Source organism: Bacillus sp. COPE52 (assembly GCF_003355115.1).
In the GTDB taxonomy this organism is placed as follows: Bacteria; Bacillota; Bacilli; order Bacillales; family Bacillaceae_G; genus Bacillus_A; species Bacillus_A toyonensis.
This window is the reverse complement of sequence record NZ_CP031292.1, coordinates 4,732,094-4,751,602: the sequence shown is the minus strand read 5'-3', so window position 1 is coordinate 4,751,602 and position 19,509 is coordinate 4,732,094. Positions and strand designations below refer to the sequence as shown.

The 19,509-nt window shown below is 40.5% G+C and carries 21 protein-coding genes; 7 read left to right on the top strand and 14 right to left on the bottom strand.

What is annotated here, in order from left to right; translation table 11 throughout:
- Positions 1-8: 8 nt before the first annotated feature.
- From glcU to moeA, 6 genes are all read right to left on the bottom strand, one after another.
- On the bottom strand, positions 9-866 hold the full coding sequence (gene glcU, locus DPQ31_RS24140) for a glucose uptake protein GlcU (RefSeq protein WP_000350875.1): 858 nt from the start codon (positions 864-866) through the stop codon (positions 9-11).
- Positions 867-899: 33 nt separating this feature from the next.
- Complete coding sequence (locus DPQ31_RS24135; protein ID WP_208731116.1) at positions 900-1,322, bottom strand: DUF3888 domain-containing protein; 423 nt, start codon at positions 1,320-1,322, stop codon at positions 900-902.
- A gap of 93 nt (positions 1,323-1,415) precedes the next feature.
- Positions 1,416-1,649, bottom strand: a complete 234-nt coding sequence (gene moaD, locus DPQ31_RS24130) for a molybdopterin converting factor subunit 1 (RefSeq protein ID WP_097959489.1) — start codon at positions 1,647-1,649, stop codon at positions 1,416-1,418.
- A gap of 2 nt (positions 1,650-1,651) precedes the next feature.
- Positions 1,652-2,116: a molybdopterin synthase catalytic subunit MoaE gene (moaE, locus tag DPQ31_RS24125; RefSeq protein WP_000611221.1), complete on the bottom strand. Its 465-nt coding sequence runs from the start codon at positions 2,114-2,116 to the stop codon at positions 1,652-1,654.
- Positions 2,113-2,634, bottom strand: a complete 522-nt coding sequence (mobB, locus tag DPQ31_RS24120; RefSeq protein ID WP_208731115.1) for a molybdopterin-guanine dinucleotide biosynthesis protein B — start codon at positions 2,632-2,634, stop codon at positions 2,113-2,115. The genes moaE and mobB overlap by 4 nt, the downstream gene beginning before the upstream one ends.
- Positions 2,598-3,887, bottom strand: a complete 1,290-nt coding sequence (gene moeA / locus DPQ31_RS24115) for a molybdopterin molybdotransferase MoeA (RefSeq protein WP_208731114.1) — start codon at positions 3,885-3,887, stop codon at positions 2,598-2,600. The genes mobB and moeA overlap by 37 nt, the downstream gene beginning before the upstream one ends.
- An 83-nt stretch (positions 3,888-3,970) precedes the next feature.
- Here moeA and moaC point away from each other — a divergent pair, with 83 nt between their 5' ends.
- Positions 3,971-4,456 carry a cyclic pyranopterin monophosphate synthase MoaC gene (gene moaC, locus DPQ31_RS24110; protein ID WP_208731113.1) on the top strand — a complete coding sequence of 162 codons (486 nt, stop codon included), beginning with the start codon at positions 3,971-3,973 and terminating at the stop codon, positions 4,454-4,456.
- A gap of 35 nt (positions 4,457-4,491) precedes the next feature.
- Here the strand turns inward: moaC and DPQ31_RS24105 are convergent, their stop codons facing one another.
- The 6 genes from DPQ31_RS24105 to DPQ31_RS24080 all read right to left on the bottom strand — a co-directional run bounded on the left by DPQ31_RS24105 (position 4,492) and on the right by DPQ31_RS24080 (position 11,605).
- On the bottom strand, positions 4,492-5,505 hold the full coding sequence (locus DPQ31_RS24105; RefSeq protein WP_098711860.1) for a molybdopterin-synthase adenylyltransferase MoeB: 1,014 nt from the start codon (positions 5,503-5,505) through the stop codon (positions 4,492-4,494).
- 16 nt (positions 5,506-5,521) lie between these two features.
- Positions 5,522-6,535: a GTP 3',8-cyclase MoaA gene (gene moaA, locus DPQ31_RS24100; RefSeq protein ID WP_001157125.1), complete on the bottom strand. Its 1,014-nt coding sequence runs from the start codon at positions 6,533-6,535 to the stop codon at positions 5,522-5,524.
- A gap of 201 nt (positions 6,536-6,736) precedes the next feature.
- Positions 6,737-10,528 carry a BclA-related collagen-like exosporium protein gene (locus tag DPQ31_RS24095; protein ID WP_208731112.1) on the bottom strand — a complete coding sequence of 1,264 codons (3,792 nt, stop codon included), beginning with the start codon at positions 10,526-10,528 and terminating at the stop codon, positions 6,737-6,739.
- 124 nt (positions 10,529-10,652) lie between these two features.
- A complete protein-coding gene (locus DPQ31_RS24090) occupies positions 10,653-10,976 on the bottom strand; it encodes a hypothetical protein (RefSeq protein ID WP_001110863.1) in 324 nt (107 codons plus the stop codon).
- Between the two features lie 20 nt (positions 10,977-10,996).
- Entirely contained in the window at positions 10,997-11,221 is a 225-nt protein-coding gene (locus tag DPQ31_RS24085; RefSeq protein WP_000512461.1) for a spore germination protein, read from the bottom strand.
- A 78-nt stretch (positions 11,222-11,299) separates the two neighbouring features.
- Positions 11,300-11,605 carry a rhodanese-like domain-containing protein gene (locus DPQ31_RS24080; RefSeq protein WP_000141215.1) on the bottom strand — a complete coding sequence of 102 codons (306 nt, stop codon included), beginning with the start codon at positions 11,603-11,605 and terminating at the stop codon, positions 11,300-11,302.
- Between the two features lie 199 nt (positions 11,606-11,804).
- On the opposite strand from DPQ31_RS24080, the gene DPQ31_RS24075 reads away from it, so the two are divergent.
- Complete coding sequence (locus DPQ31_RS24075; RefSeq protein WP_000171892.1) at positions 11,805-11,987, top strand: hypothetical protein; 183 nt, start codon at positions 11,805-11,807, stop codon at positions 11,985-11,987.
- A gap of 49 nt (positions 11,988-12,036) precedes the next feature.
- On the opposite strand, the gene DPQ31_RS24070 is transcribed toward DPQ31_RS24075, so the two are convergent.
- Complete coding sequence (locus DPQ31_RS24070) at positions 12,037-13,161, bottom strand: homoserine O-acetyltransferase family protein (protein WP_208731109.1); 1,125 nt, start codon at positions 13,159-13,161, stop codon at positions 12,037-12,039.
- Between the two features lie 153 nt (positions 13,162-13,314).
- Between DPQ31_RS24070 and DPQ31_RS24065 the strand changes: the two genes are divergently transcribed.
- The 5 genes from DPQ31_RS24065 to DPQ31_RS24045 all read left to right on the top strand — a co-directional run bounded on the left by DPQ31_RS24065 (position 13,315) and on the right by DPQ31_RS24045 (position 18,534).
- Positions 13,315-15,360, top strand: a complete 2,046-nt coding sequence (locus DPQ31_RS24065) for a spore germination protein (RefSeq protein ID WP_208731107.1) — start codon at positions 13,315-13,317, stop codon at positions 15,358-15,360.
- Between the two features lie 17 nt (positions 15,361-15,377).
- Positions 15,378-16,478, top strand: coding sequence for a spore germination protein (locus tag DPQ31_RS24060; RefSeq protein ID WP_098911418.1), 1,101 nt, complete (start codon positions 15,378-15,380; stop codon positions 16,476-16,478).
- Complete coding sequence (locus tag DPQ31_RS24055) at positions 16,448-17,533, top strand: Ger(x)C family spore germination protein (RefSeq protein WP_098911419.1); 1,086 nt, start codon at positions 16,448-16,450, stop codon at positions 17,531-17,533. Before DPQ31_RS24060 ends, DPQ31_RS24055 begins: the two co-directional genes overlap by 31 nt.
- A 90-nt stretch (positions 17,534-17,623) precedes the next feature.
- The gene (locus DPQ31_RS24050; protein ID WP_000038783.1) at positions 17,624-17,809 is read left to right on the top strand and encodes a hypothetical protein; all 186 of its coding nucleotides are present in this window, start codon (positions 17,624-17,626) and stop codon (positions 17,807-17,809) included.
- Between the two features lie 302 nt (positions 17,810-18,111).
- Positions 18,112-18,534 carry a pyrophosphohydrolase domain-containing protein gene (locus tag DPQ31_RS24045; RefSeq protein WP_000180546.1) on the top strand — a complete coding sequence of 141 codons (423 nt, stop codon included), beginning with the start codon at positions 18,112-18,114 and terminating at the stop codon, positions 18,532-18,534.
- A 44-nt stretch (positions 18,535-18,578) separates the two neighbouring features.
- Here the strand turns inward: DPQ31_RS24045 and DPQ31_RS24040 are convergent, their stop codons facing one another.
- On the bottom strand, positions 18,579-19,415 hold the full coding sequence (locus tag DPQ31_RS24040) for a hypothetical protein (RefSeq protein ID WP_208731105.1): 837 nt from the start codon (positions 19,413-19,415) through the stop codon (positions 18,579-18,581).
- Positions 19,416-19,509: the final 94 nt, after the last annotated feature.

The window sequence follows — 19,509 nt, the reverse complement described above, 5'->3', positions numbered from 1 at the left end:
ATACCTCCTTAACCTTTTGCAATTCCTAACATAATTCCAGCTGCAATAATAAAAACGATCCCAACAACGATACCTGTTAATTGACGTTTCGTTTTTCTTTCGCCTAATATAAGAATCCCGCCAAGCGTCGAAATAACAATTCCCATTTGCGATAGTGAAAAGCTTGTTGCGACTCCGACACGCGGCTGCGAAATGAATAAAAACATATTTCCAGCTGCCCAAATTAATCCTGGAATAATATTTCGTATCGCATATTTATTAAATGGATGATGTTTAAACGTAAGTAAAATACCTCCTAACACCATACCAACTGCTTGTGGTAATAAAGCCGACCAACCATCTACGTTAAATAGCCTAATAACTACTACGTAAACTAAATAACCGACTGTTGAAATTAATAAAATTATGATGCCCCTTTTAAAATTTGCTGCTTGCTCTGCATTTTTTTCTTCTTCACTTTGAAGTGACGTTAAAATAACACCGATAAGAATACAAACGAGCGCTAAAATTCCAAGGACGACTGAAATTGTCGTGGACCATTCATGAAATACGATAACGCCAAATAAAGTCGTCGCAACTAATTGCAGTCCTGTTGAAATTGGCATCGTCCTCGAAACACCCATTAAATCAATACTTTTCAATTGATTCGCCTGACCAAGTGCCCAAAATAAACCTGACACAATTCCAACTCCAATAACGGTAGGAGTTAATACTGGCTTTACAAAAATATAAACAACAATCGAGAAAATAAGTGCACCAAGCGTTGTGCCAAGCGTTTGACTATACGGTCCACCGCCCAGTTTCACGTTAAATAGCACAATACTTCCCCAAAATATAGCTGGTAAAATCGCTAAAAATATATCCATGGCTCATTACCTTTCTTTACGAAATGTCATCAGTTACCGCTCTACACTGTTAGAGTGTGCTTTCATTTTTTCTTTCGCTTGTGCGCAAACCTTTTCTGCGATCGCACTAGAAACATTTTTTTCTCTTTCCACTTTCTTGATCTTTATGTGATCTAAATTATCTTCCAAAGTAAGTGTAACTTTGTCATTTGGCGGATTATGTGCACCTTGAAAAGTAAGAAATTGTAGCGTCACTTCAAATCGAGGAACGAATTCGTCTTTCTTACCGAGACGCTTTATATTTACAACTGAATCACATTCATATTGATCTTCTGTCGCTTGCCTTATAACGGAGTAATATCGATTTAAGAGCGCACTCTCTAAAAGTTGTTCTTTCGATTCTTTCGCCAAAGAGTCGCTTGGAGAAAAGAGAAAGATAGAACATATTATCGTCATCATTACACATATTTTTTTCATAATGCCCTCCTTGTTCTATAAATTAGTGTTCTCAAAAATACCATAAAAAAACGACTTCCCCTATTCAGGAAAGTCGTTTTAATGAATCCAATATTAACCACCGCTCACTGGCGGTATGAGTGCAACAACATCACCAGATTGAATTTTATCATCTTCATTTGCGTATTCTTCATTAATTGCAACCATAATTGGCGCTGATACTGGTACATTATATTCATTGGTAACAATATCTTTTAACTCTGCAACCGTAATATTTTCTTTCTCTATTCGTAATTCACTTGTTCCTGCTTCTTCTTGCAAGTGCGCAAATAACAATACTCGAATCATACTTATAACTCCTTCCCAGGCTCTCCCGCCGGATATGGCGTTTTTTCTAATTGGTCACCAATCCACGAGTCACCATCTTCCCAAAACTCCTTTTTCCAAATGGGAACAATTTGTTTTATGCGTTCCATAATATATTCATTCGCTTCATAGGCCGCTTTACGATGCGGTGTTGAAACAGCCACAACAACCGCGATATCAGAAATTTGCAATGTACCTATGCGATGCGTAATCGCAACGTGTGTATCTGGCCATTTCTCCTTCACTTCTAAGCCTATTTTCTGTAGCATCTTTTCTGCCATCGTCTTATAAGCGACATACTCTAAGTATAATGTACGACGCCCTTTCGTAAACTCCCTAACCGTTCCAATAAACGTTGTAACAGCACCGCATTCACGGCGAATTACTTTCTTCGCTACCTCTTCAATCGAGATTTCTGTATCAATTACTTCATAATATGTATTTATCATTTCGCACTCCTAACCGTTTGTAAAAACCAGCCTATGTACAACTTTTCTTCTGTTATATGAAATACTTTATATTCTTCTCGTAAATTTACCGGCGCATTATACCACGTAATGACCGCTACTACATTTTCTACTTTATGTACAAGTTCAACGTCTTCCGCAGAACGAAGTAACACTATTTTCGGATAGTTCTCTTTTTTATAGCCCTCTATTAAAATTGTATCCACTTCAAAAAACTCATATAAGCGAATAATTTCTTGTAAGGACCATTCCTCTCTTAACGAAGAAAGTGAAAGTAATCCCGCACCTTCTACACTACTTACGACAGCACCGGCTTTTCTGTGTCTTTCACTATCTTTTTGTGCTACTTCTGGAAAACCTCCGTGCCCGTGATGTTTAATTGTAGCAACTTTCATTTCGCTTTCGGCTAAAGCATGCACAACTTTCTCTACAAGTGTTGTTTTCCCGCTATTTTGATACCCTACTATTTGTATGATTGAAGAGACTTTGCCCAAGGCCAATCACATCCCTCCGAATGCTCTAACAATAATACGGATACTTTCATCCCTGCCTCAAATCCTCTCGTTCCTCCAGGCAACACGATAAACGCATTTGCATCCGCAAGTGAAGATACCGCACTCGATTTATCTAAACCGACCGGCATCGCTTGTAATGCCCCATCCACGATCGTCACGTTTGCTCTTACGAAACGAGTAAATGGATTTGGCTTTGGAAAATCTTTTTGTAAAATAGCATCAGCTCTATATACGTGAGGCTCCTTCGCATACAAATACGTTTTTATAATCGGATGCACAAATAATTCAAAGCCTACATAACAAGCAGACGGATTCCCTGATAAACCGAAAAGTAACTTTCCATCAACTTCAGCTACTGTCGTTACACTTCCTGGTCTCATCGCTATTTTATTAAAGAGGACATTCGCCTGTAATCTTTCATATATAGCTGGTAAGTAGTCATAATCTCCTACCGAAACACCGCCTGTTGTAATTAAAATATCAACCTCATCCATCGCCGATTGAACAGCTGTAAAACATGCATCTAGCTCATCAGCCAGTTGGCCATAATATCGGACCTTTCCACCAGCTTTCATAATTTGAGCGGCAATCATATAAGAGTTACTATTTCTAATCTTTCCTGGTTCTAACGACTCGTGTACTTCTAGTAATTCACTCCCTGTCGTTACAATACCGACAACAGGCTGTTTTACAACTTTCACAGTACTATATCCAAACGTCGCTAATAGCGCAGCAACACCTGGATTAATTGCAACACCTTTCTTAACGAGAACTTGATTTTGTTTTATATCTTCTCCTTTAAATGACACATTGTCACCACTATTAAAAGGACGCTTTAACCTCATATATGTTTTTCCGTTCTTCTCAAATCCTTCTGTCAGTTCTAGCATTACGACTGCATTGCAATCCTCTGGAATAGCTGCTCCCGTCATAATACGAACTGCTTCAAAAGAACCTACCTCTTCTACAAAAACAGACCCCGCTCCAATTTCTCCTATTACTTCAAATTCAACTGGATTCTCTTGATTCGCTTCTTTCGTATCTTCTGCTCGAATTGCGAAACCATCGTAAGGAGAACGATCAAAATGAGGAACGTCATGATCTGAGACAACATCTTCCCCAAGAATTCTCCCGTAACTTTCCGTAATAGAAACTTCTTCTACTTCACCATGCTTCGCATATTTCATTACCCGCTCTACTGCCTCAGCAACTTGAATTGGAATTCGTTTTTCCACCATCGTTTCTCACCTCATATTTGCAATTTTTTTTATCTCGATTAAACTTTATATATTAAACAGAAATTACTTCAAGGAGGAATTCCATGTCTTCATTCACACACTTTAATGACCAAGGACGCGCGAAGATGGTTGATATAAGCGACAAAAAAACAACCGTTCGAACAGCAATTGCGTGCTCTAGCATTGTAGTTACGAAAGAAATTTATGATAAAATCTCTCACAATGAAATTGGGAAAGGTGACGTATTAGCAGTTGCCCAAATCGCAGGCATTATGGCTGCAAAACGCACTTCTGATATTATCCCAATGTGCCATCCTTTATTATTAAAAGGTGTTGACGTTTCTTTCGATTGGCAACAATCAAATGAACAATATCGATTACTTATTGAAGTAAAAGTTAAAACAGAAGGTAGCACTGGCGTTGAAATGGAAGCTTTAACAGCTGCTTCTGCTACGGCTCTTACCGTGTATGATATGTGTAAAGCTGTTGATAAAGGTATGATTATTGGTGAAACGTACTTACTTGAAAAAACAGGTGGAAAAAGTGGCAATTATACGAGAAATTCGTAATCCTCTCCGTTGAACCTAAAGGATTTCCTTTAGGTTCAACCTATATATCTTGCATATAAACTTTTCGCTACATTCATATCATTTGTCCCATGAATAAACGCCCTACCATCTGTAAATAGAACAAATCGATATTCTTCTATCGGGAATGATAATAAATAAGGTGTTGCCTTTACCTCTACACTTTTTTGTAAGCGCTTTTTAATTTCTTCTAAATTAAAATCTTTCCGCATCCCTGGACGAATTTGTACTGTATTCCGCCCACATAACACTTCCGTTTTCGTTTGTGCTTCAAATGTTAAACTCGGATATGTACGTAATCTTCCACAAGATAAACACGTATCTTTTTTCTGCCTATTCACTTTAAATGCCATCTGCTGATTATTCCAAAGGTCAAACGATAGCATCGTTTCACGAAGCGCACCAAAGTCTTCTACTAATATTTTCAACGCTTCTGTTATTTGATGCGCAACTACTAACTGCACCGCTGGCTGTATAATACCAACTGTATCACATGTTGCTCCACTCGCCGGATGCTCCATTAAACAGCGGAAACACGGTGTTTTCCCTGGTAAAATTGTATAAGTCACTCCGTAACTTCCGACACAACCACCATATATCCACGGAATATTATACTTTTGTGAAATATCATTAATGAGAAGACGCGTTTCAAAATTATCTGTCGCATCTAATATTAAGTCTACACCATTCACTAGTTCTTCCATTTCTTGCACCGTTACATCAGTTACAACTGGATTAATTTCCACCTCAGAATTAATCTCTTTTAAATGTTCTGCTGCCGCTACCGCCTTCGGTTTATACTGCTTTGCATCTTCTTCTGTATATAATTGTTGTCTTTGTAAATTGCTCCATTCTACATAATCACGATCTGCAATCGTTACTTTTCCAACACCTGCTCTAACAATCGCTTCTGCATTTGCCGCACCTAGGGCACCAGCGCCGATAATAAGCACATGCTTCTCTCTTATTTTTCGCTGCCCTCCTTCTCCAACACCAGGAAATAATATTTGTCTTGAATATCGCTCCTGCATACGATAGCCCCCTTCCTTATCCTCCTATATAAGACATTTCAATTTTCGGACGATTTTTTGCACTTTCTTCTGTCCGTTCATCTGAATATCTATCTTTTCTATTCATCCATACATCTTGTATAACATGTAATAGCTCTTCATCCGAAAGATTATCTCTAAGAAGTTCCCTTATATCCAATCCTTCCGTCGCAAACAAACAAGTATAGAACTTTCCATCCGCCGAAATTCTCGCTCTCGTACAAGAAGAACAAAACGACTCAGAAACAGAAGTAATAAAACCGACCTCTACATTTGTTCCAACATACCGATATCGTTTCGCAACTTCACCAAAATAATGCGCTTCAGCTTGCTCAAGCGGATACACTCCATGAATTGTCTCAATTAATTCCCGCTTCGTAACTACTTGATCAAAATTCCATCCATTCGTACTACCAACGTCCATAAACTCAATAAATCTAAGCGTGATTCCTTGTTCTTTAAAATATGCAGCCATCGGTAGTACTTGATGATCGTTCATCCCTTTTTTCACAACCATATTTACTTTTACTTCAAGCCCTGCCTCTTTTGCTGCTATAATGCCCTTAATCACAGGTTTCGTATTAATATTTCGACCATTAATATTTCTAAATGTATCATCATCTATCGCATCTAAACTAACATTCACTCTATGTAATCCAGCTTCTTTTAATGCCTTCGCTTGTTTCGTTAAATGAATCGCATTTGTCGTTAATCCTATATCTACAAGCCCGTCAATTTTCACGAGACGTGCAATAAGTTTTGTTAAATCTTTACGAAGCAGTGGTTCGCCACCAGTAAGTCTAATTTTTCGTACACCGATGCTAACAAACACTTTTGCCAAACGTTCAATTTCATCAAACGTCAGTAAAAACTCATCTTTCAAAAAAGCATAATCAGGCCCAAATACTTCTGCTGGCATACAATATGTACATCTAAAATTGCAACGATCAATGACAGATATGCGTAAATCTTGAAGTGGGCGTCCAAAAAAGTCTTTAACCATCTCCTGCATCGCCACCCTCCCTTTCTGCCAAATTTCTTTCTTTTCATTCTATTATAATATATTTTCGAACTGCGATGTTTTTGCTAAGGTGAATAAAGTGAAACTTTAAACAATAGGAAGTTATCCATTCCCCTCTGATTAGCGAGAATTACTCTCAAATACTGGGATAAAAAAACCTTGAAACATAAAAGTTCCAAGGTTTTCTACTTATTAACTTAATCTAATAATCGTTAGAGTAGCTCCTGGCGTTGCCGTAGATAATGTAGCCAGTGCAACTACTCCAAATAATTGCAAACTAACGGCAGCTCCAGCAGGCAAATTAGCAATTATTGTTGCACTAAATGAACCAGTAGCCACTGCTGGGGAGTTTATCGTTCCCGCAAGCGGACTTCCATTTACAGTTATACGCGAACTTACAAGTAATCCTGCTGTTAAATTAATTGTATAGGCTATATAATAATTCCCTGCATTGGCAACTGTAAATACAGTATTTCCACCACTAACGGTTATTCCTGGTCCAATATTTTGATTGTTTGGTAATGGGATATTTGTACCGCCTAATAAAACAGAAATAACACTTCCTGATGTATTATTCGCAAATGCATACGTTGCAGTTGTACTAACTCCAGTCGCCCCGGTCGCTCCAGTGGCTCCAGCTCCGGTGGGACCTGTATCTCCAGTTGGACCTTGTGAACCGGTTGCTCCTGTAGCCCCCGTTGGACCTTGGATTCCTTGTGGGCCTTGAATTCCTTGGGGACCTGTCGCTCCGGTTGCTCCTGTAGCTCCCGTTGGACCTTGAATTCCTTGCGGGCCTTGAATTCCTTGTGGGCCTTGAATTCCTTGGGGACCTGTCGCTCCGGTTGCTCCTGTAGCTCCCGTTGGACCTTGAATTCCTTGCGGGCCTTGAATTCCTTGTGGGCCTTGTGGGCCGGTCGGACCTATGTCACCTTGCGGACCTTGGATTCCCTGTGGGCCTTGTGCTCCGGTTGCCCCCGTCGCTCCTTGGATTCCTTGAGGACCTTGTGGACCTTGAATTCCTTGTGGGCCGGTTGGACCTATGTCGCCTTGTGGGCCTTGAATTCCTTGGGGACCTTGTGCTCCGGTTGCCCCCGTTACACCTTGGATTCCTTGCGGACCTTGAATACCCTGTGGACCGGTTGGACCTATCTCTCCTTGAACACCTTGGATTCCTTGCGGACCCTGTAAACCCGTCACTCCGGTTGCTCCCGTTGCTCCTGTCGCTCCTGTCACTCCAGTTGAGCCTGTCGCCCCGGTATCTCCTGTTACTCCTGTCGCACCTGTTGCTCCTGTCGGGCCAGGTGGTCCACCTGATGGACCTGTCACTCCCGCTGGACCTGATGGCCCCGTTGGGCCGGTCGGTCCTGCTGGTCCTCCTGACGGGCCAGTCACCCCTGTTGGACCGGTTACTCCTGTTGGACCGGTAGTTCCTTCTCCCGTTGCTCCGGTTGCCCCCGTATCTCCTGTTGCTCCCGTCGGACCTTGTATCCCTTGAATTCCTTGTGGTCCTTGCACTCCTTGCGCACCTGTTGCTCCTTGTATCCCTTGAATTCCTTGCACTCCCTGTGTCCCCATCGGACCGGTTGGACCAATCGCCCCTTGTACACCTTGCACTCCTTGGGGCCCCTCTGGACCGGTTGCTCCTATTTCCCCTTGTATCCCTTGAATTCCAGTTTCTCCTTGTGCTCCAGTTGCTCCCGTTATCCCTTGCACACCTTGGATTCCCTGTATTCCTTGTGGACCTTGTGGGCCTGTTGCTCCTACCGGTCCTTGAATGCCTTGTATCCCCTGAGGACCCTCTGGACCCGTTGCTCCAACTGGCCCTTGAACACCTTGTATTCCTTGCGGGCCCTGAAGTCCCTCTGGGCCTTCTGGACCGGTTGCTCCTATCTCTCCTTGTATCCCTTGGATTCCAGTTGGACCTTGTGGCCCAGTCGGACCTATGTCACCTTGCGGACCTTGGATTCCCTGTGGGCCTTGTGCTCCTGTTCCCCCTGTCGCTCCTTGGATTCCTTGAGAACCTTGTGGACCTTGAATTCCTTGGGGGCCGGTTGGACCTATGTCGCCTTGGGGGCCTTGAATCCCTTGCGGACCTTGATCTCCAGTGGCCCCCGTTACTCCTTGAATTCCTTGGGGACCTTGAACACCTTGGGGACCCGTCGGACCTATCTCTCCCTGTACTCCTTGGATTCCTTGCGGACCTTGTAAACCCATCACTCCGGTTGCTCCCGTTTCTCCTGTCGCTCCTGTCATTCCAGTTGAGCCTGTCGCCCCGGTATCTCCTGTTGCTCCTGTCGGGCCAGGCGGTCCACCAGATGGACCTGTCACTCCCGCCGGACCTGATGGTCCTGTTGGACCGGTCGGTCCTGCTGGTCCTCCTGACGGGCCAGTCACCCCTGTTGGACCGGTTACTCCTGTTGGGCCTGTAGTGCCTTCCCCTGTCGCCCCGGTTGCTCCCGTATCTCCTGTCGCTCCCGTCGGACCTTGTATCCCTTGAATTCCTTGTGGTCCTTGCACTCCTTGTGCACCTGTTGGGCCTTGAATCCCTTGTATTCCTTGCACTCCTTGTGCGCCCATCGGACCTGTTGGACCAATCCCCCCTTGAGCACCTTGTACTCCTTGGGGACCCTCTGGACCCGTTGCTCCTATTTCCCCTTGTATCCCTTGAATTCCAGTTTCTCCTTGTACTCCTGTTACTCCCGTTATCCCTTGCACACCTTGTATTCCCTGTATTCCTTGTGGGCCTTGTGGGCCCGTTGCTCCTACCGGTCCTTGTATGCCTTGTATCCCCTGTGGCCCCTCTGGACCCGTTACTCCAACTGGACCTGGCACTCCTTGTATTCCTTGCGGGCCTTGAAGTCCCTCTGGGCCTTCTGGACCTGTTGGGCCTATCTCACCCATCGGACCTTGTATCCCTTGAACTCCTTGTGGTCCCGTTGCTCCTGATGGACCTGGTACTCCTTGTATACCTTGTGGACCTTGATCTCCTGTTGCTCCTGTTACACCTTGAGGTCCTATAGCTCCCTGTATACCTTGTGGGCCTTGATCTCCGGTTGCTCCCATTATTCCTTGAATCCCCTGAACACCTTGGATCCCTTGCTCACCAGTTACTCCCGTCGGACCAGGGATACCTTGAATTCCCTGTGGCCCTTCTGGACCTGTTGGGCCAATTGGCCCTTGAATTCCTTGTATTCCTTGTAGCCCCTGCGCACCTGTTTCTCCTGTACTTCCTGTCGGACCGGTTAGCCCCTGACCTGTTGCTCCAGTATTTCCAGTTGCTCCTGTTGGTCCTGTCACCCCTGTACTTCCACTCGGTCCACCCCCAGGACCTGTTGCTCCTGTCGGGCCAGTTGGACCTGGAGGGCCTCCTGAAGGTCCAGTTATCCCTGTTGGACCTGTTATTCCTGTCGGGCCTGTAATCCCTTGACCTGTTGCTCCTGTTGTTCCCGTACTTCCACTCGGTCCCTCTGTCCCTTGGATTCCTTGCACTCCTTGAATCCCTTGTGGACCTGTTGCTCCCGGTATCCCTTGCACTCCTTGGATTCCTTGAGAACCCTCAGGTCCGGTAGCTCCAATCGGACCCTGTAATCCCTGTACACCCTGTATCCCTTGTACTCCAGTCGTACCTGTTGGACCAATGGGCCCTTGTAATCCTTGCACCCCCTGTAAACCTGTCGCTCCAGTTTCTCCTTGTGGTCCTCTCAATCCTTGTGGCCCCTGCTGTCCTTCTGGTCCAGTCGCACCTATTGGTCCGACTGGACCTTGAATTCCTTGCACACCTTGAGGTCCTGTTGGGCCCCTCTCCCCCATTGTGCCTTGAAATCCTCTTGGTCCTTGTGGGCCAGTCGGACCTTGTGGACCTGTTGGGCCAGTAATCCCAATGCCAGTAAATCCCGTTGGAACGGGAGGAAAAGTAGGGCCAATAAGATTTGGTGAAATTCTGAAATTAGAGTTTAATGAATTTTGTTTATCGCGCTCTTTCACACTTTCACCACCTACATACCATCTTTTTTTGACATTAAACAAACCTTTTCTTCTTAATATGTATTTACAAAAACAATCTCAAAGACTATTTTTATTTCAAATAAATAAAAACCCCCTTAATTCCTTAAGGGAGTCCAGCAATTGAATCCATATTATCTGTATTCGGGACAGCTTGCGCTATACTCGATGCATTTACACTTTGCCCCATATTTGTTCCTGTTACAGTACCAGCAGGAGTACCTCGTGTATATGTTGTCGTCACAGAATCACCCGGCTGTAAACAAAGCTTCGTCTCTGTTCCTATTACTGTAACAACATCAATCCAAGTACACCCCATTGAACCACTATACGATTTCGTAGCAGTAAATGAAGTATCACTCAAATTGTCACCTGTAAATATATTCCCAGTATTATTAACAATAACAAACTCTTTTATATGCGCAGGCATAATTACACTCTACCTTTCCTCTACGAACCTAATGTACGTGTACTCGTTGCTAATGGCGGAAGGAATACTGATGTTCTAATCACCGCTTCTGGCTGCCTTTTTCCATTTAAAAAAATAGCCGCACTCGATCCTCCAGCACCCGCGTATATTTTCGCTACAGCTAAAGGTGAGATATCATAACAGTCGCCGACATTAACAGCTCCTGTATTATTAATAATTTTTACTTTACGCAAATTAATCCCCATTTCCCCCTCCTCCTTTTGTATACTGTATGCAAAAGAAAAAAACTTGAAACAGACTCGTTTCAAGTTTTTAGTAATTAACTATTTCATTTCGCCTTCATATTGAAGCATACCGCCAACCATATTCACTGTTTTAAATCCTTGCTCATTTAAATAATGGCATACATTCTCACTGCGCATTCCCGAACGGCAAATAAAGATATATTCATTCTCTTTATTAAAGAAGTCTACTTTATTTGGGATATCACCCATTTTAATATGTACCGCTTCTGGAATTTTCCCTGCTGCTACTTCTTCATCTTCCCTTACATCTACTAAAAATAACGTTTCTCCATTTTCTAAACGTTCTTGTACTTCTTCTGTTGTAATTGTTTTTACTTCTGTCATATGTCGTTCCTCCTTATATACAATAAAACCTTTCGTTTCTTCTTTAAACAACCATTTCTAATCAATTTTAGCATGCAAAAGAAGGAACGCAAAGAATGGAGAATTTATTTCTCAATTTCTCCGTAAAACTTATTCTTTACAAACATCTCTATCGCATTGTATCCTCAATATACTTGTTTTATGAAAGGAGTCGATTAAAATGACACTTTTTCTTTTCATTATGAGCATTATTTTTTTAACCGCCGCAATTATTGTACTCAGCATGAAAAATAATAAAAAGTTAAAATCTCCCCAAGAAATGTCATTCTTATTTCTATTACTTAGTATAGCGTTCTTCGGTATAGCAATCGCTACATATATTTTCCGTCTACAAATCATGTAAAAAAAGGTGCCTACTACACATATTGCACCTTTTTCACATCATTTATTTTCTACACAAAACTAGACACTTTCCGATTTAAAAATTCATAAACTTTCTTTTCAAATAAATGAATATCTAACGCTCCCGCCATATGCCCATTTATACTTTCTATTTCATAGACCTCCGCATACTTCCCTTGTTTTTGCAAAATGTCTACCATTTTATAATTGTAACGAGACGGCTGAAGTAAATCTTGTTTACACGGAATCATAAGTACATTCGCTTCTATTTTAGAAAGAGCCTCTTCCAAAGAAGAAAATCCATGCGCAATATCATGCAATAAAACTGCTTTCGCAGTGTACATCCACGAATTTGCATCTACTAACTCTATACTTTTGTATGTCACTTTATTTATCTCTTTCTCAAATGATGTTAGTGTAGAAAACTTTTCATAAGGTTCTACCTCAATACTGTTACGAGGAAATTCCGTTTCATAAAAATGCTCATCAAAAGCGTTCATAAACATCATTCTGTTTGCTAAATGAAGCCCCTGCATTGGCTGTGTTTCTCCATATTTCCCGCCCTTCCAACTTGGATCTAGTTGAATTGCTTCAATCGCATTTTGCGCTACATTTACTGACGTTATAATTGGATTTTGCGGGTTCGTAATAACGCCAATCATTCGCTCTACCATATGAGAGTAGTGAACAGCCCATTGCTGCGCAATCATTCCACCCGCCGACAGCCCTATTACAGCATGTAACCTTGAGATTCCCATATTTTTTATTAACTCATATTGTATACGAGCTACATCAAGAAAGGTAAACACAGGGAAATCCATAACATATTCTTCCCCTGTTTTTGGATTAATCGACTTCGGTCCCGTTGTAATTACATACGGGTTCTTCACCTGTACATTACAAAGATTATCAGTACATATAACAAAATATTTATTTGTATCAATCGCTTTTCCAGGTCCAATTAGCCCATCCCACCAACCAGACTCCTCATCATGCACAGTATATTTTCCTGCTGCATGACTTGTTGCACTAAAATAATGACAAACCAAAATGGCATTTGACCTTTCTCTATTTAAAATACCATACGTCTCATATCCCATTTGAACAGGGATTTCCCTACCATTTTCAAATGTAAACTCATTTAATGCAAACTTCTCTTTTTTTACAATTTGCACAGACTCTCCCTCTTCCCGTTATAGTATGAACTGCTTACTAAAGGTTTTTTTCTATGCAAATCAATCTCCTTCTTCTTTTCATAAATAAATGAATAATATACAAAATTAGCCACAAAATAGCACTATATTACAAAAATCAAAGAGGGCATACATATGATTTGGAATTGGCTACGTAAGAAAAAAAAATCAAATTCAACAGAGACAAAAGAAGCAGATAACCCGAAGCAGCAGCCTAGTAATCAAGAGATTGTGAACAAAGATCAGACTAGAAGTATGAAACATAATAAAGGTGATAGTAGCGAGCAAAAAAAATCGAAACAAGATGATTACTCTCATAAGAAACAGCAAAATTCTAAACAAGATGATCCTTCTCATGAGAAACAGCAAAACTCGAAACAAGACGATTCCTCTCATGAGAAACAACAAAATTCTAAGCAAGACGACTCTTCTCATGAGAAACAACAAAACTCGAAACAAGACGATTCCTCTCATAAGAAACAACAAAATTCTAAGCAAGACGACTCTTCTCATGAGAAACAACAAAATTCTAAACAAAACGACTCTTCCCATGAGAAACAACAAAATTCTAAACAAGACGACTCTTCCTATGAGAAACAACAAAATTCTAAACAAGACGACTCTTCTCATGAGAAACAGCAAAACTCGAAACAAAATGATTCTTCTCAGAATAAACAACAAAGCTCTGGAAGTAATAGTATTTATGATTTTTCGAAGCCAGAAAAAGACCGTATTCATTCACTACAAGATTTAATAGAGAAGCTCAAGAAGTCTAGTGATTTTGTTAATTATCACACATCTGATGATGAAACGATGCCATATTGGATTTCTTACTATCGTCCTTCACTTGATGGGGAGAAATTGCAAAAGTATTTAATGCCTACTCTTTTGGAACGACCTAATGCTTCACTAGAAGAACTGAAGGAACATATTCCGATGAGTGGTATCACAATTACGAATGACTTACAAAAAATTGAGGACATGGTTTTAAAAGGACATGCAATTATTCAATTGAAGCAGCAAGATCAAAAATGTATGCTTGCAAACATTGCAATTGATAATTATCGTGCACCAACCCCTCCTTTAAACGAATCAACTGTTATTGGGCCACAAGAAGGTTTCGTAGAGGATATTGATACAAACATTAATTTAGTTCGAAAACGTCTTCCTGTTTTAGATTTACAAACAAAAGAAATGATTATCGGCGAGTTTTCCAAAACAAAAGTTGTCATGATGTATTTAGACAACCTCGCTGAAAAAGATAATGTTGATTTTCTCGAGGAATCATTACGCGCTCTTGAATATGATCAAATTAATGATAGTGCTTATATACAAGAATTGATGGGTGAAAAATCGATTTTCCCTCTCTATATCAATACAGAACGCACTGATAGAGTTACAAAAGCACTCATTGATGGAAAAATCGCTATTTTTGTTGATGGTTCTCCAAGCGTGCTACTTACTCCAGTATCCTATTTCGATTTTTTCATTTCACCAGAAGACTATAACGTCTCCTGGATGTACGCTACATTTTCAAGGATTTTAAGATTAATCGCCGTTCTATTTTCAATCTGCGCTACACCGTTATACGTTGCAGTCTTAAATTATCATTATGAACTCATTCCAAGTGACTTACTTGAAACTTTGATTTTATCAAGGGCACAAGTACCATTCCCACCTTTAATTGAAGCACTCTTTTTAGAACTAGCAATCGACTTACTGAGAGAAGCTGGCGCGAGGTTACCGATGAAAGTCGGTCAAACGCTCGGTATTGTAGGCGGTATCGTAATCGGGCAAGCATCTGTACAAGCTGGTTTAACGAGTAACATTTTATTAATTATCGTTGCCTTATCAGCACTCGCTTCCTTTATTACACCTATTTATAAAATGGGTAATGCGGTTCGATTACTACGCTTCCCGTTTCTCGCATTTGCAGAAATAGGAGGACTTTTCGGGATTTCTCTTGGATTTATCTTCTTATTTACTCATCTATTCAGGCTTACGTCCTTACGTAAGCCGTACGCTTTGTTTTATCCGACAAGACAACAATCCGTTAAAGATTCTTGGATTCGTTTCCCTTTAACAATGATTGATACAAGAGATGTGCAAGCAAGACCACAACATGTAAAAAAAGCAGCAAAAGGAATTTCAACAAAACATAGATCGGACTTTGATGATTAAGAAATGAGGTGCATTCGATGAGTAAAGTTCAAGAAAAATATCAAATATCTCCTATCTTCGTTTTCTTCTTAATTCACGGTGCACAGTTCGGTGCTGGCGTTCTCGGCTTCGCTCGAATCATCGCAAAGGCCGCTGGATACGACGGATGGATGGGCGTTCTAATCACAGGACTCTGTATTCACCTCCTTATATGGATGATGTATTTTTTAGTAAAAGAAACAAACGGAAATTTAATTGATTTACAAAGGCAAACGTTTGGAAAGTGGATAGGGAATGTCTTTAATATCATCTTTGCAGCTTATTTTTTAATCGTCAGTATTTCGGTTATTCGAACGTATGTCGAAATTATTCAAGTATGGATGTTTCCTACCGCTTCCACCTTTATGTTAACACTCTTTTTGTGCTTAGTTAGCTATTACATTATCTCTTCTGGATTTCGTGTAATTACCGGTATTTGCGTCATCTCTGTTGGTGGTACATTAGGATATTTATTTCTAAGCTTATTCGTTTTGAAATATTCACATTGGGAGAATTTACTACCTATATTCACCCATTCTTTTTCAGACATTTTAAAATCCGCTCAACTGTCAATCTACAGTATGACCGGTTTTGAGATTTACCTCATGGTGTATCCATTTGTGAAAAAGCCTATGCAATCTCATAAATACGCTCAGCTTGGAGCACTATTTTCAAATCTTCTATATCTATTTAGCACCCTTTTAGCCTTTGCATTTTTTAGTGAAAAACAATTGTTAAAAACGATATGGGCCCAACTTTCTATGACCCAAGTCATTCAATTACCATTTATAGAAAGACTCGAATATATCGCAATTTCCGCTTATGCACTCGTTATTATTACAAGTTTTATCCTCCCTTTATGGGCGTCAATGAGAGCAACTCACGAAATATTCCGTGTAAAACAAAGAGGTATTTTAATCGCTTTTATCATTATCACTCTCATTGTTTCGCAACTTTTAACAAACAGACAAGATATTAATAACTTTATTAGTAATGCATCAAAAGTTAGTTTTTGGCTCATTTATGTATACATCCCAATCCTATTTATTATTGTGTGGGTGAAAAGAAAATGGAAAAAATCAAAAGCACAAGTAAATTAATACTTATTTCTTGTATAACATTCTTCAGTTTAACCGGATGTTTACAAAAAAATATTATCGATGATGTACAACTTATTCAAGGAAGCGTTTTTGATGTAGCAAAAGATAATAAAGTAAAAGTGACATTCGTTTGTCCCATTCAGAAAAAAGGAAATAAAGTTCAAGTTTTTGAAGGTAGCGCCAATGCGGTAAAACAAGTAAAAGCAGACACATCTTTAGAATCTTCTCAACCTTTTGCTAGCGGACAAATGCGTGTCGCTCTATATACTATAAGACTTGCCAAAAAAGGAATGTCTACTTCATTCGATACATTACTTCGAGATGTGAATATAGGGAACGCTTTATATGCTGCTTTGTTAGAGGGGAATGGTACTGAACTTTTAAAAGGCAAATATACAACCTCATACAACGTTGCAATTTATATAAAAAAGTTGCTAGAACATAATATGGAGACCGGTCCTTTACCAAGAGATAATCTGCATGTAGGAGCATTCCGTTATTATCAAGAAGGACAAGACTACTATATTCCAATTTTAAAGAAACATGGTGATAAAATAAAAATCACCGGAATTGGTCTTTTTAAAAAGGATAAATATATCGGTAAAATTGCGCAAAAAGATATGTTCATATTTAAAGGACTGTTAGAGAAACATAAATTAGATTCACATGAATTTAAAACAGATTCTGCGTACGTAATGATTAATAATATTCGTTCTGTTCCAACTTACGATATAAAGATTAAAAGCGGAAAGCCTTCTTTTTTCATTCACGTTCATCTTGATGCACGTATTCAAGAACTATCGAAACAAATTAACTTAGAAAATAACAAGAACACAAAAAACATTGAAAAAAATGTCCAAAAACAATTGGATGTACAGGCTGCCAAATTAATTAAGCAGTTCAAATCTTTAGGCGTCGATCCCCTCGGGCTAGGAGCAAGATATAAACACCATTATCGCCCATTCAAATTAGAAGAGTGGAGACAAATGTACAAAGATGTTCCAATTCATATAAAATACACCGTAAATATTACAAATTCTGGTGTGATTGAATGAGAAATGATTGAACTCCTCTCTCCGGCATGATACAACGGATAGAGGAGTTTTTATTTTAGATAGAGAGAGAAGATATTTATGGGGGAGCTTATGTCTAAAAAATTAGTAAAGCCTATTTTAAACGGTATTTTATTTCTCGGCGTCTTTTTATTTGCTCATACATACTTAAAAAATGTTTCCTTCACACGTTATTTACTTGTCGTTATACCGATGTTACTCGTTGGTATGTTCGGCATCGACCTTATTTTATCCATTTTAATAAAAAAAGAAGAATAACGAGCGAGGATGTCTCATAAGTCGAGATTTTTGACTAGATGACATCCTTTTCATTTTCTATTTTGGAATCAGCGCTACAGTACATGAATTTATATCAACGATTTTTCAAATATATCTACCATAACTCAAAATATATCAACGATTCGACACAAAATATCGATTTACCAACAAAAATTGACAATAGTAACAACCTATAATAAGAAGAGAATTTTTCAATATATTTTTAGAACATCCTTTTTTTATTTAATAATCACCTTATGTTACAATGAAATTCGGCACAAAGTGAGAAAGGATGAAACAACATGACAAACGAAAAAGGTTTAGATAAAGGGTACGAGCTTGTTGCAAAAATGCATGAAGATTTCGGACATCCTGTAACAAATACTCCAACAAAACTAACAGAAGAGCGCGCAAAAATCCGTGCAAGTTTTATGCAAGAAGAGCTAGAAGAATTTCTAGAAGCAACTACTGTTGAAGATCAATACGATGCACTTATTGACCTTATTTACTTTGCATTCGGAACGTTTGCAGAAATGGGCGTACGTCCAGATAAAGGATTCGAGATTGTAAACAACGCAAACATGGCAAAACTATTCCCTGATGGGAAACCTCGATTCCGTGAAGGCGACGGCAAAATTTTAAAACCAGAAGGCTGGCAAGCACCAGAACCACAACTTCGAGCTGAAATCGAACGTCAGCGCCAAGAAGCTGAAAAAAACTGCTAGGATTTCCTAGCAGTTTTTTATTATGTCTTTTTTTCTGCAGCTCATTAATGACCCACGTGCCCCGCGTGTCCTGCTGCTCCACTAATACTAGCTGCTCCTGCTGCTCCTGTTCCCATTCCACCTGTCCAAGGAGAAGATTGTTGATATTGCTGATATTGTTGGTGCTGTTGGTGCTGTTGACCTTGGTGTCCATGATGTTGGCCTTGGTGCCCATGATGACCGTGTTGGCCTTGATGACCTTGGTGATGGTGGTGACCTTGGTGTCCATGATGTTGGCCTTGGTGGTGATGTCCATGGTGACCATGTTGGCCTTGATGACCGTGTTGGCCTTGGTGACCGTGTTGGCCTTGGTGACCGTGTTGGCCTTGGTGAGTTTGATAAAGAACAGCTTGTGGATGAATGTGGTGGTGACCGTGGTGATGTACTTGTTGTTGGTGATGACCTTGATGGTGGTGATGACCATGATGGCCGTGTTGACCTTGATGGTGGTGATGACCGTGTTGGCCATGTTGACCTTGATGGTGGTGATGACCGTGTATGACTTGCGGATACCCACCTACTCCTCCTGCTACAACACCTACTCCTGGTACAGGGAATCCTGTCTGTCCCCCTCCAACGAAAGAAGGAAATGTAGTTGGTACTCCTACTGGAATTCCAGTTTGTGCGCCAGCTACTGATGTCGGAAATCCTCCCGTTAACGTTGGAATTCCAGTTTGCATGCCTGCTACTGATGTTGGAAATCCTCCATGTGCTCCACCCATCCAGCTCGGAATTCCACCGTATCCTTGTTGCCCTGCTCCTCCCATTAACATCATTTGTTCATAACTATCCGATCCACCTCCGAAGAAGCCATGCGGTGCATTATTGTCCATCCCTTTCATTCCTTTCACCCCTTGTTTTCAATTTAACCTACCTTTTGTATCATATTTCCTAGTTAAAAATAGGTGTTTGTCTGCATAATAATTCCTCACCTTT

What these genes read in the sequence shown, in the direction of transcription:
- glcU (WP_000350875.1), bottom strand. Translation starts at nt 866, where the DNA reads ATGGATATATTTTTAGCGATTTTACCAGCTATATTTTGGGGAAGTATT.
- DPQ31_RS24135 (WP_208731116.1), bottom strand. Translation starts at nt 1,322, where the DNA reads ATGAAAAAAATATGTGTAATGATGACGATAATATGTTCTATCTTTCTC.
- moaD (WP_097959489.1), bottom strand. Translation starts at nt 1,649, where the DNA reads ATGATTCGAGTATTGTTATTTGCGCACTTGCAAGAAGAAGCAGGAACA.
- moaE (WP_000611221.1), bottom strand. Translation starts at nt 2,116, where the DNA reads ATGATAAATACATATTATGAAGTAATTGATACAGAAATCTCGATTGAA.
- moeA (WP_208731114.1), bottom strand. Translation starts at nt 3,887, where the DNA reads ATGGTGGAAAAACGAATTCCAATTCAAGTTGCTGAGGCAGTAGAGCGG.
- moaC (WP_208731113.1), top strand. Translation starts at nt 3,971, where the DNA reads ATGTCTTCATTCACACACTTTAATGACCAAGGACGCGCGAAGATGGTT.
- DPQ31_RS24105 (WP_098711860.1), bottom strand. Translation starts at nt 5,505, where the DNA reads ATGCAGGAGCGATATTCAAGACAAATATTATTTCCTGGTGTTGGAGAA.
- moaA (WP_001157125.1), bottom strand. Translation starts at nt 6,535, where the DNA reads ATGCAGGAGATGGTTAAAGACTTTTTTGGACGCCCACTTCAAGATTTA.
- DPQ31_RS24090 (WP_001110863.1), bottom strand. Translation starts at nt 10,976, where the DNA reads ATGCCTGCGCATATAAAAGAGTTTGTTATTGTTAATAATACTGGGAAT.
- DPQ31_RS24085 (WP_000512461.1), bottom strand. Translation starts at nt 11,221, where the DNA reads ATGGGGATTAATTTGCGTAAAGTAAAAATTATTAATAATACAGGAGCT.
- DPQ31_RS24080 (WP_000141215.1), bottom strand. Translation starts at nt 11,605, where the DNA reads ATGACAGAAGTAAAAACAATTACAACAGAAGAAGTACAAGAACGTTTA.
- DPQ31_RS24075 (WP_000171892.1), top strand. Translation starts at nt 11,805, where the DNA reads ATGACACTTTTTCTTTTCATTATGAGCATTATTTTTTTAACCGCCGCA.
- DPQ31_RS24065 (WP_208731107.1), top strand. Translation starts at nt 13,315, where the DNA reads ATGATTTGGAATTGGCTACGTAAGAAAAAAAAATCAAATTCAACAGAG.
- DPQ31_RS24060 (WP_098911418.1), top strand. Translation starts at nt 15,378, where the DNA reads ATGAGTAAAGTTCAAGAAAAATATCAAATATCTCCTATCTTCGTTTTC.
- DPQ31_RS24055 (WP_098911419.1), top strand. Translation starts at nt 16,448, where the DNA reads ATGGAAAAAATCAAAAGCACAAGTAAATTAATACTTATTTCTTGTATA.
- DPQ31_RS24050 (WP_000038783.1), top strand. Translation starts at nt 17,624, where the DNA reads ATGTCTAAAAAATTAGTAAAGCCTATTTTAAACGGTATTTTATTTCTC.
- DPQ31_RS24045 (WP_000180546.1), top strand. Translation starts at nt 18,112, where the DNA reads ATGACAAACGAAAAAGGTTTAGATAAAGGGTACGAGCTTGTTGCAAAA.
- DPQ31_RS24040 (WP_208731105.1), bottom strand. Translation starts at nt 19,415, where the DNA reads ATGAAAGGGATGGACAATAATGCACCGCATGGCTTCTTCGGAGGTGGA.